We start from the raw sequence: 16,885 nt of genomic DNA, 5'->3' as shown, positions 1-16,885 counted from the left end.
ATGACGCAATCCCTTGCCCTCATCTTTCCCGGGCAGGGCTCCCAGCAGATCGGCATGCTGCGTGAGCTGGCAGAGCGCTACAGCGTGGTGCGCACGACCTTCGAGGAAGCGGCCGATGCCCTTGGCTACGACCTCTGGCAGGTTGTGCAGGAGGGGCCGGCCGAGGCACTCAATGCCACTGCCTGCACGCAGCCGGCGCTGCTTACCGCCAGCGTGGCAGTCTGGCGTGTCTGGCAAGAGCTCGAAGGGCCGCGTCCCGGGGCCATGGCCGGTCATAGCCTGGGCGAATACAGCGCCCTGGTGTGCGCGGGAGCGCTTCCCTTCGCCCAAGGGGTGCGGCTGGTTAAGCTGCGTGGCGAGGCCATGCAAGAGGCCGTCCCTGCCGGCGAGGGTGCCATGGCGGCAATTCTCGGCCTCGATGACGAGGTGGTGGAGCAGGCCTGTGCCCGGGCCGCCGACGGCGACGTGGTCGCTGCCGTCAACTACAATGCCCCGGGACAGGTGGTTATTGCGGGCAGCAAGGCTGCTGTGGAGCGGGCAATTGTCGCCTGTCAGGAAGCCGGCGCCAAGCGCGCGATGCCGCTGCCGGTCTCGGTGCCGTCTCATTGCGATCTGATGCGCCCGGCTGCTGAGCGCCTGGCCGTGGCGATGGATGAAATGGAGCTGCGCTCGCCGCGCTACACGGTGTTCCAGAATGTCGATGCCCAGGCCCATGCGGATGTGGCGACCCTACGTACCCGGCTGATCGAGCAACTCTACCAGCCGGTTCGCTGGACCTCCTGCATCGAGGCGATGACCGGGCAGGGCACCGAGGTGTTCATCGAGTGTGGTCCGGGCAAGGTGCTCACCGGGCTAAACAAGCGAATTGCCCGAGGCAGCAAGGGGCTGGCGGTCAACGACCCGGATAGCCTCTCCGCTGCTCTCGAGCTGGCCAGGCAAGCCGTCGGTCAGTCACCGTCGGCCAATGGCTGATCCATCTCCCGGACCTAGGCGGAAGAGACCATGACAACCGAACGTAGAGTCGCCCTGATTACCGGGGCCAGTCGCGGCATCGGCCGCGCCATCGCTCACGAACTGGGCCGACAGGGGCGTATTGTGATTGGTACGGCCACCACCGATGCCGGTGCCGAGCGCATCGGTGCCGATCTCGCGGAGGCGGGAATCGAAGGGGTCGGGCGCCAGCTGGACGTCACCGACCAGGCCAGCGTCGATGGTCTGGTCAAGGCGGTCACCGAGGAGTTCGGTGCACCGACCATTCTGGTCAACAATGCCGGCATCACACGCGACAATCTTCTGATGCGAATGAAGGAAGACGAGTGGGACTCGGTGATCGACACCAACCTCAAGTCGGTTTATCGCCTCGGCAAGGCTTGCTTGCGCGGCATGACCCGGGCCCGTTTCGGCCGCATCGTCTCGATCAGTTCGGTGGTGGCTACCATGGGCAACATGGGACAGACCAACTATGCTGCCGCCAAGGCGGGCATGGAGGGCTTTACCCGGGCCTTGGCGCGTGAGGTTGCCTCGCGGGCCATTACCGTCAATGCGGTGGCGCCTGGCTTCATTGCCACCGACATGACCCAGTCCCTGCCGGAGGAGCAGCACAAGGCCCTGCTCGGCCAGATTCCGCTCGCCCGGCTCGGTGACCCTGAAGAAATCGCCGCGGTTGTGGGCTTTCTCACCGGCGACATGGCAGGCTACATTACGGGTGAGACCTTGCACGTCAACGGTGGCATGAACATGCGTTGAAGCCTCCGGGGTTAGGCGGTTGCGCCGACCAGGGGGCGTCTATAAACTACTCCGCAGCTTCCGGCTAGCGGATCTGGATCTTTAACGGCTGATTTCCGAACGGCCAATGTGAACGACTGGAGTACGTCATAATGAGCACCATCGAAGAGCGCGTTAAGAAGGTTGTTGCCGAGCGTCTCAACGTCAAGGAAGAAGACATTCAGAACTCCTCTTCCTTCACTGAAGATCTTGGCGCCGATTCCCTGGATACCGTCGAGCTGGTGATGGCGCTCGAAGAGGAGTTCGACACCGAGATTCCCGATGAGGAAGCCGAGAAGATCACCACCGTTCAGGAAGCTATCGACTACGTCAACGCCCATCAGTAAGGTGGCGATCGATACCGCTTGCTGAGGCGTCCGGGGTCCTGGCCCCGTGGAGAGCCGTCCTGCCATGGCAGGACGGCTCTCGTGCTATGCGCGACGCGAACTTGCCGAGCCCGAACAGGTCGGGGAGACTCGGGTATAATGCGTGCAATGACGACTCCCTTGTGGGGTCGTGTCACCAAGGTTGTCTGGAGGGAAGCTGATGGCTCGTAGAAGGGTTGTGGTGACCGGGCTGGGTCTGGTCACGCCGGTGGGGAATGCCGTTGAAGAGAGCTGGGCCAGCATCCTGGCCGGCAAGAGCGGTATCGCGCCCATCGAACACTTCGATGTCAGCGCCTTCAACACGCGCTTCGGCGGGTCGGTGAAGGATTTCGACATCAGTCCGTATCTGAATCCCAAGGAAGCCCGCAAGATGGATCTCTTTATCCAGTACGGGATGGCTGCGGGTGCACAGGCGATACAGGATGCCGGGATCGAGTGTCACGATGGCAACGCCGATCGTATCGGCGTTGCCATCGGCTCGGGGATCGGTGGCCTGCCGATGATCGAGCATAACCACACTGCCCTGCTCAATGGCGGCGCGCGACGCATCTCGCCTTTCTTCGTTCCGGGGTCGATCATCAACATGATCTCCGGCAACCTGGCGATCCAGCACGGCTTCCGTGGCCCCAATATTGCCATCACCACGGCCTGTACCACCGGGACCCACAACATCGGCTACAGTGCCCGCACCATCGCTTACGGCGATGCCGATGTGATGGTCTGCGGTGGCGCTGAGATGGCGACGACGCCGCTGGGTCTGGGCGGCTTCTCGGCAGCTCGGGCGCTCTCCACCCGCAACGAGGATCCGGCCGCGGCGAGTCGGCCCTGGGATCGAGACCGCGACGGCTTCGTGCTCTCCGATGGCGCCGGCGTGATCGTGCTCGAGGAGTACGAACAGGCCAAGGCGCGTGGCGCGACCATCTACGCCGAGCTCACCGGCTTCGGCATGAGCGACGATGCCTACCACATGACGGCGCCCCCGGAAGATGGCCATGGCGCCGCTCGATCCATGCGCAACGCCATCCGCGATGCTGGCATCGATCCCTCGGCCATCGACTACATCAATGCCCACGGCACCTCGACCGCCCACGGCGACCTGGCCGAGAGTCGTGCCGTCGAGAAGGTGATGGGCGAGAGCGCGACGTCGGTGGCCGTCAGCTCCACCAAGTCGATGATCGGCCATCTGCTGGGGGCTGCCGGTGCCGTTGAAGCGGTGTTCAGCGTGTTGGCGATCCGCGACCAGGTGGCGCCGCCGACCATCAACCTGGACAACCCCCAGGAAGGCTGCAGGCTCGACTACGTACCCCATACCGCTCGCGAGATGAAGATCGACGTCAGCCTGTCGAATTCCTTCGGTTTCGGCGGCACCAACGGCACTCTGGTCTTCGCCAGGGTGTGAGGCCTGAGGAGCACCAGGTGGAAGCAGGGGGCTCGACAGACGGCTGGCCACTCGACGACCGCGGTGTCGCTTATGGCGATGGCCTGTTCGAGACCGTGCTGTTGCGTGATGGAGCGCCGCGGCTGTGGGAAGCTCACCTGGCGCGTCTGGCCCGTGGCTGTGAAGTGCTGGGCATCCCCATGCCGGCCGAGCGTCGTCTTGCTGCCCCCCTGGTTGATGCGCCATCGGGTTTTTCGGTGCTCAAGCTGATGCTGACTCGGGGTAGTGGAGGGCGCGGCTATGCTCCTCCCGAGACAGCCCTTCCCCGGCTGCGCTGGCAGTTATCGCCTTTCCTTCCTGACCACGCTCGCTGGACGGTTGGCGTGGGAGTTCGTCACTGTCGCATGCGTCTTGGAATTCAGCCGGTTCTCGCGGGCCTCAAGCATCTCAACCGTCTGGAGAATGTGCTGGCGCGGGGCGAGTGGTCGGATGCTGATACCGCAGAGGGGCTGCTCTGCGACCACGAGGGCCGGCTGGTGGAGGCCACCTGCATGAACCTCTTCTGGCAGCGCGGCGGGCGGCTCGAGACGCCGCGCCTGGCGCGCTGCGGCGTGGCCGGTACGTTGCGTGCAGAGCTGCTCGAGCGCCTTCCCATCGAGGAGGTCGATGTTGTCCCCGATGTGCTGGTCAGCGCCGAGGCGGTCTGGCTCGGCAACTCGGTGCAGGGGCTGTGGCCGGTGGCCCGGCTGGACGCAGCCGGCGGTGAGGTGCTGCAACGCTGGTCCATCGGGGCGGATCATCGTCGCCTGCAGGCGGTGGCTCATGAGCCGCTGGGCTATCCGACACGGTTTGACGATTGAATGACGAGGACGACCGATGGGGCGTGTACTTAAGTTTTTGCTGGTCCTGGCTATCCTGGCGGCCCTGGCGGCCCTGGCGGCGTTTGCCGGGCATCACTATTGGCAGTCGCGACTCGAGGCGCCCATCGTCCTCGATGAAGCGGCCCTGTACGAAGTCCCCGCTGGTGCCGGCTACCATCGGGTGGTGAGCGAACTGGCCGAGCAGGGGATCATTGTCGATGCGTGGGCCTTTCGTCTGCTCACGCGCCTGGAGCCCGAGGCTCTGCCACGCTTGCGTCCCGGGGAGTACCGCCTGGTGCCGGGCATGAGCGGGCGCGAGCTTCTCGCTCTGCTGGGCAGCAACGACGTGGTCAGCTACCCGCTGACCGTTCCCGAGGGCTGGACCTTCCGCCAGATGCGGGAACTGATCGATGCCGCGCCGAAGCTGGCGCATTATACCAAGGGCCTCTCCGACGAGGAGGTCATGGCCCGGCTCGGCCGCGAGGGGCAGCACCCAGAGGGCTGGTTCTTTCCCGATACCTACCGCTATCACAAGGGGCTCAGCGACCTGGAGATCCTGCGCCAGGCCCTGGAACGCATGGAGGCTACCCTCGACGAGGTCTGGGCCGGACGTGACGACGACCTGCCCCTGGAGACACCCTACCAGGCGCTGATCATGGCTTCGCTGATCGAGCGCGAGACCGGCGCGCCCGAGGAGCGCCCCGAGATCGCCGGCGTATTCAAGCGCCGCCTGGAGCGGGGCATGCGGCTGCAGACCGACCCCACCGTGATCTACGGCATGGGCGAGCGCTACGATGGCAACATCACCCGCGCTGATCTGCGCGAGGCCACGCCCTACAATACCTACGTGATTGCGGGCATGCCGCCCACGCCGATCGCCCTGCCCGGTCGGGCCGCCCTGGAGGCGGCAGTGCAGCCGGAGGAAGGCGAAACGCTGTATTTCGTTGCCAAGGGCGACGGGACACATCACTTCTCGCGTACCCTGCGCGAGCACAACAATGCGGTGAACCGGTACATTCGTAATCGCTGAACATCGAGCCGGAGAGCGCATGTCTGACGAGCGGACAATATCCAGAGGACGCTTTATCACCCTGGAAGGTGGGGAGGGAGTGGGCAAATCCACCAACCTGGCGATGGTGGTTGACCACCTTCGGGCTCGCGGCCAAGAGGTAGTGGCGACCCGCGAGCCCGGCGGAACGCCACGTGCCGAGGCAATGCGCCGCCTGCTGCTCGACCCTGCCGGCGAGGAGCCTCTCGATCCGGATGCCGAGCTGCTGCTGGTATTCGCCGCCCGGGCCCAGCATCTGGCTAGAGTTATCCGCCCGGCGCTGGCGCGTGGCGCCTGGGTAGTCTGTGACCGCTTCACCGATGCCACCTATGCCTATCAGGGCGGCGGGCGTGGCATCGAGGCGGCCCGCATCGCCCAGCTCGAAGCCTTCGTCCAGCAGGGCCTCGAGCCCGACCTGACGCTGCTGCTGGACATGCCCATGGCCGAGGCCCAGCGGCGGCTCGACGGGCGCCTCCAGGGGCAGGGCGGCGAGCGTGACCGCTTCGAGCGAGAACGCGGCGCCTTCTTCGAAGCCGTACGCCGGGCTTACCTCGCCCGTGCCGAGGCGGATCCCGGTCGCATGGTGGTGATCGCTGCCGGCGCCGGCCTGGCGGAGGTCCAGGCCGAACTGCTGGCACGGCTGGACGAACGATGGATGGCCTGGACACATGAGTGAGGTCGAGGTCCCCCGCCCATTGCCTTGGCTGCAATCGCGTTGGCAGGAACTGGTGCGCCTGGCCGATAGCGGGCGACTGCCCCATGCGCTGCTGATCTCGGGGGCTCATGGTATCGGCAAGCAGTCGTTGGCCGAGGCCCTGGTGGCAAGGACCCTCTGCGCCTCGCCGGGTGAGGTCGCCTGTGGTCACTGCCATGCCTGCCATATGCTGGCCTCGGGCTACCATCCGGACCTGCTGCGCGTGGCCCCTGAGGAGGGCAAGCGACAGATCCGCATCGGGCCTGTCCGTGAGGTCAATGCCTTTGTCTCCCAGACGGCCCAGCAGGGGGGGTATCGCGTGATCGTGATCTCGCCCGCCGAGGCCATGAACGTGGCGGCCTCCAATGCGCTGCTCAAGGGCCTGGAGGAGCCCGGTTCCCGGACGCTGTTCATCCTGCTCGCCGACATTCCATCGCGTCTGCTGCCCACCATCCGCTCACGCTGCCAGCACTGGAGTCTGGCGATACCGGCCGAGATCGATTGCCGTGGCTGGTTGGCGGAGCGCCTGGGCGGCGAGGAAGAGGTTCACTTCTGGTACCGGGCCGCGGGTGGGCTGCCGTTACGGGCGCTGGAGCTCGCCGAACCGGAATCACGGGCGTTGCGCCATCAGCTCCTCGATACCTTCGAGGCGCTGGTCAGGGGTGCCGAACCGGTGGCCGAGGCGGCCCGCCTGGAGCGTCAGTCCATCGACGCCATCCTGTGGTACGGTATTGCCTGGCTCGAGGACCTGATTCGCCTGGGGCTCTCGGGCGACCCCCGTGAGCTGCGCAACCCCGACCTGCTGGTACTCTATCGCCAGGCGGTCAAGAATGCCCGGGTACGTGACTGGTTCCGCCTGCTGGACTATGCCCGCGAGCAGCGTCGCCTTCTGGCCGAGGGCGGCAACCCCAATCCCCAGTTAGCTCTCGAAGCCTGGCTGGTGCGCTGGTCCACGCTGCTGCGCTCTTGAACCGTTGTGCCCTTGACTGAGGAGGCTTCATGGCCGCACAGAAAGCGCTCTCCCTGACGATTCAGGATGTCTCGACTCTGTTATCGGCCTATATGCCCGTGCTGGAGCGTGGCGGTATCTTCGTGCCCACCCGCGAGCGCTACGAGCTGGGCCAGGAGGTCTTCCTGCTGCTCATGTTGCCGGGCGATACCGAGCGGGTTCCGGTCACCGGCCAGGTGGTCTGGGTCTCGCCCGAGGGCGTGGCCGGGCGACGCGTTCCAGGCATCGGCATCCACTTCAGCGCCGAGGACCAGGCCGTGCGGGATCGCATCGAGACCCTGCTGGCCGGCCAACTCGACAAGGGAGCCCCTACCTATACGCTCTGAGAGCGCCAAGCGCCAAGCGCCAAGCCTCCAATGCCCACTCTTTTACATCGGTTGTGTTCTGAATGTTTGTCGACTCCCACTGCCATCTCGATCGTCTCGCCCCCGAATCTCACGGCGGTGACCTCAGTGCCGCCCTCGATGCCGCTCGCGCCAGGGACGTACGCCAGTTCCTGGCCATCGCCGTGACCCTGGAGGACATGCCGGTCCTTGCCGAAATCTCTCGGGCCCATGATGACGTGGTGATCTCCGCCGGTGTTCATCCGTTGCACCACGTGGCCGAGGAGCCGGGCGTCGGGGAGATCAAGGAGGCAGCCGGCAGCTTCGGCGCCGTGGCCATCGGTGAATGTGGTCTGGACTACCACTATCTCGACAAGGCACCTGACAGCGTGCCTTCCCGGGAGGTGCAGCGAGAGCGGTTCCGGCGCCAGCTGGTTGCCGCAAGCGAACTCGAGTTGCCGGTGATCGTCCATACCCGTGAGGCGCGGGATGACACTCTGGCGCTGATTCGCGAGCATATTGATCCGGCGGTGGGCGGCGTACTGCACTGCTTCACCGAGGATCTGGACATGGCCCGCGAAGCGGTACGCCATGGCTTTTATATCTCGCTGTCCGGCATCGTCACCTTTCGCAACGCAGAATCGCTTCGCAATCTGGCACGACGTCTGCCGCTGGACCGGCTGCTGATCGAGACCGACAGCCCCTACCTGGCGCCGGTACCGCATCGGGGCAAGCCCAACGAGCCGGCCTGGGTAGTCGAGGTGGCCGAGTGCATCGCCGTCGAGCGTGGCATCAGTGTCGAGGAAGTCGCGGCCCAGACCACGGCCAACTTCTACCGGCTGTTCCGCGCCGCTGCGCCCGAAGCGCCGGCGGACGTGCGCGAGGCTCTGCGCTCCGCCGGGCTGGTCTAGACTCGAAGGATGCATCCCTCGGAGGGCCGTATCATGCAACTCGATCCACTGCTGGCCCAGATCGATCCCGACGGCGAAGTCCCGCCCGTGGATCGCTGGCATCCCGAACAACAGGGGGAGATGGATCTCACCATCGCCGCTGACGGGCGCTGGATACATGAGGGTGCGCCCATTACCCGGCCGCGGTTGGTGCGGCTGCTCTCGACCATCCTGCGCCGCGAACCGGATGGCGACTACGTGCTGGTGACGCCGGTCGAGAGCCAGCGTATTCGGGTCGAGGATCGGCCCTTCCTGGTGGTGGATGCCGATCGTGAGGAAGACGGCCAGTGGTGGCTGACCACCAATGTCGGCGACCGCCTGGCGCTTGGCGAGGCCCATCGGTTGATGCTCAGCGAGACCCCGGCCGGCGAGACGGTGCCGGAGGTCCCCGTGCGCTTCGGGCTCTCTGCGCGGCTGGGGCGCAACGTCTACTACCGCCTGGTGGAGCAGGCCGAGACGCGCGAGCTTGAAGAAGGCGTCCTCGAGCTGGGCCTGACCAGCGAGGGCATCTGGCAGCCTTTGGGGCGGCTTGATGCGGACTCGCGGCGAGATGGCGAGACGCCATGTCGCTGATCCGTCAGTTGACTTCCGAGCAGCGCGCCGTGGTCGCTCACGAACGGGGGCACGCGCGAGTCGCGGCGGTAGCCGGCGCCGGCAAGACCACGACCATGGTCGCCCGGGTGCTGCATCTGCTTGCACGGGGCGTCCCTCCGGCACGGATTCTGGTACTGATGTTCAACCGTTCGGCTCGGGAAGACTTCCAGGCCCGCCTCGCCGAGATGGCGCCAGCCGGTCAGGCGCTGCCCGACGTGCGTACCTTCCACTCCCTAGGCCACCGGCTGACCGGTAGCCTGACCCGCTGGGGAGTGCTCGCGCCGCGCCAGCTGCTGACGGCCGATTGGCAGCTCGAGCGACTGCTGCGTCAGGCTACGCTGGCTGCCCTGGGCGAGGTACCCGAGGCGCGCGAGTCGGCACTCGAGGCAGAGCGCCTCGAGGCGCTGGCCCACTTCTGCGGGCTGGTAAAGGCCGAGATGGCCTCGCCTGCCGAGCTCCACCGCCAGCTCGACTTCGGCGAGGAGACCGGCCACTTCGTGCCAGCCTTCGAGCATGCCGAACGGCTGCTTGCCGACCAGGGTCTGATGACCTTCGCCGATCTGCTCTATCGTCCGCTGCTGGCCCTGGAGGCGGATGCCGGGCTGCGTGGCCGGGTTCAGGGTTTCCTCGATCACGTGGTCATCGACGAGTACCAGGACATCAACACCGCGCAGCAGCGGCTGCTGGCGCTGCTCGCCGGACGCGATGCCGAGGTCATGGCGGTGGGCGATGCCAACCAGTGCATCTACGAGTGGCGGGGGGCGCACCCCGACACCATGCTGGAGAATTTCACCGCCACCTTCGGAGCGGCCCGCGACTATCCGCTCTCGACCACCTTCCGGCATGGCCACGCACTGGCACTCTCCGCCAACCATGCCATTGCCGCCAATCGTCGGCGTCCCGACCAGCTCTGCCTGGCGGCGCCGGGCAATCCCGCAACCCGCCTGGCCGTGGGGCAGGGCAGCCAGGGGCTGCTGGTCGAACTCGACGGCTGGCGTCGCCGGTCTCGCGGGCTGGATGAGGCCTGTCTGCTGGTACGCAGCTGGGCGCTGTCGGTGCCGTTGCAGTTGGCACTGCTCCGTGAGGGTATCCCCTTCCGCCTGGCCCGGGAGGATCGCTTCGTCTTCCGCCTGCCGCTTGTCGAAGCCCTTGCCGGATATCTGCGCGTCGCCGTCGAGCCTCACCGGCTCAAAGATCCAGGGCACCTGGCGATGCTGCTGTCCCAGCCCACTCCCTTCGTGGCCCGGGAGCGGATTCGTGCACTGGCCAACCGGCTGGCCGAGACTCAACGCTGGCCGGAGCGTCACGACCCGCTGCTCGATGGCTTGAAGCCCCATCAACAGCGGACTCTCAAGAAGCGTTGGGCACTGCTTTGTGAACTGCCTCGGCGGTCGTCCTGGCCGCCCGCGCGACTGCTCGAACACGTGGTAGAGGCCGTGGAGGCCGAAAAGGTGCTCAAGCGTGCCGCCGCCCGTCGTGACAAAGGCGAGGAAGATGTGCGCCTGCTCGACGTGCTGATCGAGCAGGCCGGCGAATTGGGCAACGATACCGTGGCCTTCATCGAACTGCTGTCGCGGCCGGTGGAGAACCGTGAAGACGGGGTGTTGATCAGCACGGTGCATGGTGCCAAGGGTCTGGAGTGGCCGCTGGTCCTGCTCGCGGGGACCAACGAGGAGGACTTTCCTCATTACACCCGCGACAACCCCCTGACTCCGGCACGTCTGGAAGAGGAGCGGAGGCTCTTCTACGTGGCCATCACCCGAGCGCGAGAGCGACTGGTGCTGCTTCATGACGGCGGTGACCATCGGCCCAGCCGCTTCATCGCCGAAACCGCCTGGGAGGATGGCCAACGGGTGGCCCACCGGCTTGACGGGACGCAAGCGGGCGAGGTGTGCGAGGCTGAAAGCCCTCTGGCAGTCGCTGATCCCGAGCTTGTGCGGCGATATCTGGCCGCGCTGGGCCACGCGTTACCGGTGGTGGGGGTTCCGACCGCCCAGGACGCACCCTCCGAGTCTCGGGCAGAGGATTTCCGGGTCGGCCAGGCCGTGCGACATGCAGTATTTGGCGAAGGCCAGATCAGCGTGGTGGAGGGCGACCCCGCCAACCCGGTGATCGAGGTCAGCTTCCATCACGCCGGGCGGCGACGCCTGATCGCCTGTCTAGCCCCCATCGAACTGCTTGAGGGAGTCGACGCATGACACACCCGCTGATCACGGCCACCGCGTTGGCCGATGCCCTGGAAGGTGCCTATCCGCCCCGGGTCCTGGATTGTCGCGCCCGGTTGGGTGAGCCCGATGCGGGCCGCCGGCTGTGGTGGGAGGCCCACCTGCCGGGCAGTTACCACCTCGACCTGGATTGGGATCTGGCCGGGTCCCCAGGGCAGGGCGGACGGCATCCGCTGCCGACGCCAGCGGCCTTCACGGCGGTGGTCCAGGGCCTGGGTATCACGCCGGAACAGCCGGTGGTGGTCTATGACGACATGGGTGGCCAACTCGCAGCAGCGCGGGCCTGGTGGATGCTCGCCTGCTGGGCGGGTCATCCCGACGTGCGTGTCTTGGATGGTGGCCTCAAGGCCTGGCTGGCGGCGGGTGGCGAGCTGCAGGAGGACGGTGACCCCGAGGCCTTGCCAGCAGGCTCCGACTGGCAACCGGTCTACCGTGACCAGAGCCATATTTCGATTGACGAGGTGCTGGCGGACTCCGCGCTCAAGGTCGATGCCCGATCCAGAGAGCGCTTCCGAGGCGAGTCAGAGCCCATCGATCCGGTTGCGGGCCATATCCCCGATGCCGTGTGCCGCCCCAGTGCCGACAACCTCGCCGGTGACGGTCACTTCAAGTCTGCCGAGGAACTGGCGTCCGAGTTGCCCGAGGCCGAATCGCTGATCGCCTACTGCGGCTCCGGGGTCACCGCTTGCCACACCATCCTTGCCTATGCGGTAGCCGGACGACCCCTGCCGAGGCTCTACCCCGGCTCCTGGAGCGAGTGGATCCGCGATCCCTCTCGGCCGGTGGCGACCGGTGACTGACCCCGGGTTACGCCCGGAGCTGCAAGCCATGAAAAACGAGCTACAAGGAAACTCCTTGTAGCTCGCAGCGAGGGGGCATCCTGTCTTGCTCCTTGCTCCTCACATATTGGGATAGTTCGGCCCGCCGCCGCCTTCCGGCGCCACCCAGGTGATGTTCTGGGCCGGATCCTTGATGTCGCAGGTCTTGCAGTGCACACAGTTCTGGAAGTTGATCTGGAACTGCGGCTTGCCATCGTCACCCTCGATGACCTCGTAGACCGCGGCCGGACAGTAACGCTGTGCCGGCTCGTCGAACTCGGGCAGGTTGTCGCGGATCGGCACCCCCGGGTCAGTCAGTTTCAGGTGGCACGGCTGATCCTCCTCATGGTTGGTGTTCGACAGGAACACCGAGGAGAGCTTGTCGAAGGAGAGCTTGCCGTCCGGCTTCGGGTAGTCGATCTTCTCGCACTCCTTGGCCGGCTTGAGCGTGGCATGGTCCGGGGTGGTGTCGTGGAGGTTGGGCAGCTTGCCGCCGAGCAGCTGGTTGGCGAAGTTGTAGGCGCCGCCGCCCACGGTGCCGTACTTGTGGAGCGCCGGGCCGAAGCTGGCGCTCGCCTTGAGCTCGGCGTAGGCCCAGCTGGCCTCCCACTTCTCAGTGAAGGCGGTCAGCTCCTTGCCGCCCTCCGCCGCTTCTTCACCACCGTTCAGCGCCTCGAAGACGCTCTCCGCAGCCACCAGGCCGGACTTCATGGCGGTGTGCAGGCCCTTGATCTTGGCGAAGTTGAGCGTGCCGGCATCGCAGCCGATCAGCAGGCCACCGGGGAAGGTCATCTTCGGCAGGCAGTTCAAGCCTCCCTTGGTGATGGCACGGGCGCCGTAGGCAACGCGCTTGCCATTGTCCAGATGCTGCTTGAGCACCGGGTGGTGCTTCATGCGCTGGAACTCGTCGAAGGGCGACAGCCAGGGGTTCTGGTAGGAGAGGTCCATGATCAGGCCGACCACCACCTGCTGGTCCTCGGCGTGATAGAGGAACCAGCCGCCGTGGGTCTGCTTGTCCAGCGGCCAGCCGGAGCCGTGCAGCACCAGGCCGGGCTCATGCTGCTCGGCGGGAATGTCCCACAGCTCCTTGAGGCCGATGCCATAGTGCTGCGGGTCCGTGTCCGCGTCGAGGCGGTACTCCTGGATCAGGCGCTTGCCCAGATGGCCGCGGGCGCCCTCGGCGAACAGGGTGTACTTGGCCCGCAGCTCCATGCCCGGCATGTAGCTGTCCTTGGGCTGGCCGTCGGCGCCCACCCCCATATCGCCGATCAGGATGCCCTTGACCACCCCGTCTTCAATGATCGTCTCCTGAGCGGCGAAGCCGGGGAAGATCTCCACGCCCAGCGCCTCGGCCTGCTCGGCCAGCCAGCGGCAGAGGTTGCCGGCGCTGATCACATAGCGAGGCATGTCACCACCGGTGTTATGCATGGACGGCGGCACCAGGGCATTGGGCAGCTTTTGGCCCTTCTCGGCATCCTTGAGGAGGTAGACCTCATCGCGGGTTGCCGGCGTGGTCAGCGGGGCGCCGCGCGCCTCCCAGTCGGGAAACAGCTCGTCCAGGGCCCGGGGTTCGAAGATCGCCCCGGAGAGGATATGCGCACCCACCTCGGAGCCCTTCTCCACCACGCACACGGTAAGCTCCTGGTCGGCCTCGTTCGCCTGCTGCATCAGGCGGCAGGCCGCCGAGAGCCCCGCAGGCCCGGCGCCGACGATGACCACATCGAAACTCCATGGATTCGCGTTCCACCTGCTCTTCCACCTCGGTCTCTCCTCGCTGATGCCCGACGTCGGTCGCGTGCGATGTCGTACCGACGTACCGGAAAGATTGCTCACAAACGGTCGCTTGCTTCTAGCCATGGCTTCATGATAGGCATAATACGTCAATGGGTCACCCCCTGCATGTGCAGTGCGCATGTGCTGGCATGCGCCCAGCTGCCGGGATTGTCGATCATGCGCGGCTTGCGCACATTGAGCAGCGCTGCTGCGCGATCAAGCTTGCATGAGACGCGGACGCAGTCGGTTCCAGCAGGCGTTTGACACTCGGTGACCGTTCCCAAGATCGATCCAGTGAACCAAGCGAGGACACTATGAAGGTACTCGTCGCGGTCAAACGCGTCGTCGACTATAACGTCAAGATCCGGGTCAAGCCGGATAACTCTGATGTCGACCTCACCAACGTCAAGATGGCCATGAACCCCTTCTGCGAGATCGCCGTGGAAGAGGCGGTGCGCTTGAAGGAGAAAGGCGTGGCCACCGAGATCGTCGCCGTCACCGTGGGCCCCAAGGCCGCCCAGGAGCAGCTGCGCACCGCGCTGGCGCTGGGTGCCGACCGCGGCATTCACGTGCAGACCGACGAGCGCGTCGAGTCACTGGGTGCTGCCAAGGCGCTGGCCAAGCTGGTCGAGGAAGAGCAGCCCGGCCTGGTGATACTGGGCAAGCAGGCCATCGATACCGACAACAACCAGACCGGCCAGATGCTCGCCGCCCTGACCGGCCTGCCGCAGGGCACCTTCGCCTCGGAGGTCGTCATCGAGAACGACAAGCTCCAGGTGACCCGCGAGATCGACGGCGGCCTGCAGACCCTCGAGCTCTCGCTCCCCGCCATCGTCACCACCGACCTGCGCCTCAACGAGCCGCGCTACGCCAAGCTGCCCGACATCATGAAGGCCAAGAAGAAGCCGATGGACGTCAAGAGCCCGGCGGATCTCGGCATCGAGGTGGCCTCCAAGGTCAAGCTGCTCAAGGTCGAACCGCCGGCCGAGCGCAAGGGCGGCGTCAAGGTGGGCTCGGTGGACGAGCTGATCGACAAACTCAAGAACGAAGCCAAAGGTGCTTTGAATGGAGCTGATCTCATGGCATTGTACTTGCCGAACATCGACGACGGCGACCTCGCCGGCGCCACCGCTCACGTGGTCGTCGGCCGCGGCCAAGCAGACATCGGCGGCGATATCGACGTGCTGGTCGCCGGCGAAGGCGTTGGCGACATCGCCGAGGCCGCCGCCAAGCTCGACGGTGTCAACAAGGTGCGGGTGGCCGACAATGCCGCCTACGCCCACCTGCTCGCCGAGCCCACCGCCGCGTTGATCAGTGAACTGGCCGGCGACTACAGCCACGTGCTGGCCGCGGCCTCCACCAACGGCAAGAACGTCATGCCCCGGGTCGCCGCCCTCAAGGACGTGGCGCAGCTCTCCGAGATCATCGCCGTGGAGTCCGCCGACACCTTTGCGCGCCCCATCTACGCCGGCAACGCCATCGCCACCGTACAGAGCGAGGACGCGCTCAAGGTGATCACCGTGCGCACCACCGGCTTCGACGCGGTCGGTGAGGGCGGCAGCGCCACCATCGAGGCGGTCGACTTCGTCGCCGACAACAGCCAGTCCACCTTCCTCAAGGAGGAGCTGGCCCAGTCCGACCGTCCCGAGCTGGCCGCGGCCAAGGTGGTGGTCTCCGGCGGGCGCGGCATGGGCAACGGCGACAACTTCAAGTTGCTCGACGGCATCGCCGACAAGCTCGGAGCGGCCATCGGCGCCTCGCGTGCCGCGGTGGACGCCGGCTTCGTACCCAACGACATGCAGGTCGGCCAGACCGGCAAGATCGTTGCGCCAGATCTTTACATTGCCGTGGGCATCTCCGGGGCCATCCAGCACCTGGCCGGCATGAAGGACTCCAAGGTGATCGTCGCCATCAACAAGGACGAGGAGGCGCCGATCTTCCAAGTCGCTGATTATGGGTTGGTCGGCGACCTGTTCGACGTGCTGCCGGAGCTCGAGCAGAAGCTGTGATGAAGATCGGGATCTTCCAGGTCGCGCTCTCGACAGTCAGTGGCCTGGTCGGAGACCTGTTCGACGTGCTGCCGGAACTCGAGCAGAAGCTGTAGAGAAGCTCGGGATCTTCCAGGTCGCGCTGCCCATGACCGGCGGCCTGGTAGAAGACCTGCCAGGTGAGTTACCCACATGGGTTAAGCGCGTCAGGCATCGTCTGCCATGGCATCGCGTCGCGCCGGGGTTGAAAACCCTCGATGGCGTCCCGACATGCTATGGTGAGGATGATCGTTCACGAAAAAAGGAGAACGCACAATGGCACATACGCTTCCCGACCTCCCCTATGCCTACGATGCTCTGGAACCGCATATCGATGCGTTGACCATGGAAATCCACCATTCCAAGCACCATCAGACCTACGTCAATAACCTCAACGGTGCCTTGGAAGGTACTGGTCTGGAGGATGTTCCGGTAGATGAGTTGCTCGCGAATCTGGATCGTGTGCCCGATGACAAGCGTCAGGCCGTGATCAACAACGCTGGTGGGCATTCCAATCACAGCATGTTCTGGCAGATGATGTCTCCCAATGGCGGCGGCAAGCCCCAAGGTAAGGTGGCTTCCGCTATCGACAGCGAACTCGGCGGTTACGAAGCTTTCCAGGAAGCCCTGACCAAGGCTGGCCTGGGCCGTTTCGGCAGTGGTTGGGCATGGCTCAGCGTCAAGCCCGATGGCAAACTAGTCGTTGAGAACACCCTCAACCAAGACAGCCCGATCAGTCACGGTCACACCCCGATTTTGGGTGTCGACGTGTGGGAACATGCCTATTATCTCAAGTATCAGAACAAGCGTCCGGACTACTTGAAGGCCTTCTTTAATGTGATCAACTGGGAAGACGTCGAGAGCCGCTATCGTAACGCGACAGCCTGACGCTAGACCTTTTCCCGCCAGAAAAACCGCACCCTAGAGGGTGCGGTTTTTCTGTGTAGAGTACCTGCTTGTAGGCTACCTGTTTGCGGGGCAATATGATGCATTGATAATCGTTCGTATTAGTGGCATGGTGGGCGCCCTGCCCGGG

At 65.4% G+C, this 16,885-nt stretch carries 14 protein-coding genes and 3 pseudogenes; 16 read left to right on the top strand and 1 reads right to left on the bottom strand.

Annotated elements, in window-relative coordinates:
- From fabD to U5L98_RS11960, 13 genes are all read left to right on the top strand, one after another.
- Window positions 1-972 (top strand): ACP S-malonyltransferase, encoded by a 972-nt coding sequence (fabD, locus tag U5L98_RS12020; RefSeq protein WP_322558525.1) that lies wholly within the window; start codon window positions 1-3, stop codon window positions 970-972.
- Between the two features lie 30 nt (window positions 973-1,002).
- Complete coding sequence (fabG, locus tag U5L98_RS12015; protein ID WP_322558524.1) at window positions 1,003-1,746, top strand: 3-oxoacyl-ACP reductase FabG; 744 nt, start codon at window positions 1,003-1,005, stop codon at window positions 1,744-1,746.
- Between the two features lie 131 nt (window positions 1,747-1,877).
- Window positions 1,878-2,111 carry an acyl carrier protein gene (acpP, locus tag U5L98_RS12010; protein WP_008956801.1) on the top strand — a complete coding sequence of 78 codons (234 nt, stop codon included), beginning with the start codon at window positions 1,878-1,880 and terminating at the stop codon, window positions 2,109-2,111.
- 199 nt (window positions 2,112-2,310) lie between these two features.
- On the top strand, window positions 2,311-3,549 hold the full coding sequence (gene fabF, locus U5L98_RS12005) for a beta-ketoacyl-ACP synthase II (RefSeq protein WP_322558523.1): 1,239 nt from the start codon (window positions 2,311-2,313) through the stop codon (window positions 3,547-3,549).
- A gap of 17 nt (window positions 3,550-3,566) precedes the next feature.
- The gene (gene pabC / locus U5L98_RS12000) at window positions 3,567-4,388 is read left to right on the top strand and encodes an aminodeoxychorismate lyase (RefSeq protein ID WP_322558522.1); all 822 of its coding nucleotides are present in this window, start codon (window positions 3,567-3,569) and stop codon (window positions 4,386-4,388) included.
- Window positions 4,389-4,404: 16 nt separating this feature from the next.
- Complete coding sequence (gene mltG, locus U5L98_RS11995; protein WP_322558521.1) at window positions 4,405-5,418, top strand: endolytic transglycosylase MltG; 1,014 nt, start codon at window positions 4,405-4,407, stop codon at window positions 5,416-5,418.
- Between the two features lie 19 nt (window positions 5,419-5,437).
- The gene (tmk, locus tag U5L98_RS11990) at window positions 5,438-6,112 is read left to right on the top strand and encodes a dTMP kinase (RefSeq protein WP_322558520.1); all 675 of its coding nucleotides are present in this window, start codon (window positions 5,438-5,440) and stop codon (window positions 6,110-6,112) included.
- Window positions 6,105-7,100, top strand: a complete 996-nt coding sequence (locus tag U5L98_RS11985) for a DNA polymerase III subunit delta' (protein WP_322558519.1) — start codon at window positions 6,105-6,107, stop codon at window positions 7,098-7,100. Before tmk ends, U5L98_RS11985 begins: the two co-directional genes overlap by 8 nt.
- Before the next feature lie 29 nt (window positions 7,101-7,129).
- A complete protein-coding gene (locus tag U5L98_RS11980; RefSeq protein ID WP_322558518.1) occupies window positions 7,130-7,465 on the top strand; it encodes a PilZ domain-containing protein in 336 nt (111 codons plus the stop codon).
- Between the two features lie 62 nt (window positions 7,466-7,527).
- Window positions 7,528-8,373: a TatD family hydrolase gene (locus tag U5L98_RS11975; protein WP_322558517.1), complete on the top strand. Its 846-nt coding sequence runs from the start codon at window positions 7,528-7,530 to the stop codon at window positions 8,371-8,373.
- 33 nt (window positions 8,374-8,406) lie between these two features.
- Window positions 8,407-8,985, top strand: coding sequence for a DUF1285 domain-containing protein (locus U5L98_RS11970; protein WP_322558516.1), 579 nt, complete (start codon window positions 8,407-8,409; stop codon window positions 8,983-8,985).
- A complete protein-coding gene (locus U5L98_RS11965; RefSeq protein ID WP_322558515.1) occupies window positions 8,976-11,204 on the top strand; it encodes an ATP-dependent helicase in 2,229 nt (742 codons plus the stop codon). The genes U5L98_RS11970 and U5L98_RS11965 overlap by 10 nt, the downstream gene beginning before the upstream one ends.
- Window positions 11,201-12,031 carry a sulfurtransferase gene (locus U5L98_RS11960; protein WP_322558514.1) on the top strand — a complete coding sequence of 277 codons (831 nt, stop codon included), beginning with the start codon at window positions 11,201-11,203 and terminating at the stop codon, window positions 12,029-12,031. Before U5L98_RS11965 ends, U5L98_RS11960 begins: the two co-directional genes overlap by 4 nt.
- A 99-nt stretch (window positions 12,032-12,130) precedes the next feature.
- Here the strand turns inward: U5L98_RS11960 and U5L98_RS11955 are convergent.
- A pseudogene (locus U5L98_RS11955) lies at window positions 12,131-13,781 on the bottom strand (electron transfer flavoprotein-ubiquinone oxidoreductase).
- A gap of 355 nt (window positions 13,782-14,136) precedes the next feature.
- On the opposite strand from U5L98_RS11955, the pseudogene U5L98_RS11950 reads away from it, so the two are divergent.
- From U5L98_RS11950 to U5L98_RS11940, 3 genes and pseudogenes are all read left to right on the top strand, one after another.
- Window positions 14,137-14,877, top strand: a pseudogene (locus U5L98_RS11950) (electron transfer flavoprotein subunit beta/FixA family protein); the annotation flags it as partial.
- A gap of 29 nt (window positions 14,878-14,906) precedes the next feature.
- Window positions 14,907-15,831: pseudogene (locus U5L98_RS11945) on the top strand (electron transfer flavoprotein subunit alpha/FixB family protein).
- Window positions 15,832-16,125: 294 nt separating this feature from the next.
- Entirely contained in the window at window positions 16,126-16,737 is a 612-nt protein-coding gene (locus tag U5L98_RS11940; protein WP_322558513.1) for a superoxide dismutase, read from the top strand.
- Window positions 16,738-16,885 lie beyond the last annotated feature (148 nt).

Origin of the sequence: Halomonas sp. (assembly GCF_034520545.1) — a bacterium.
In the GTDB taxonomy this organism is placed as follows: Bacteria; Pseudomonadota; Gammaproteobacteria; order Pseudomonadales; family Halomonadaceae; genus Halomonas.
This window is presented reverse-complemented; position numbering and strand designations above follow the sequence as displayed.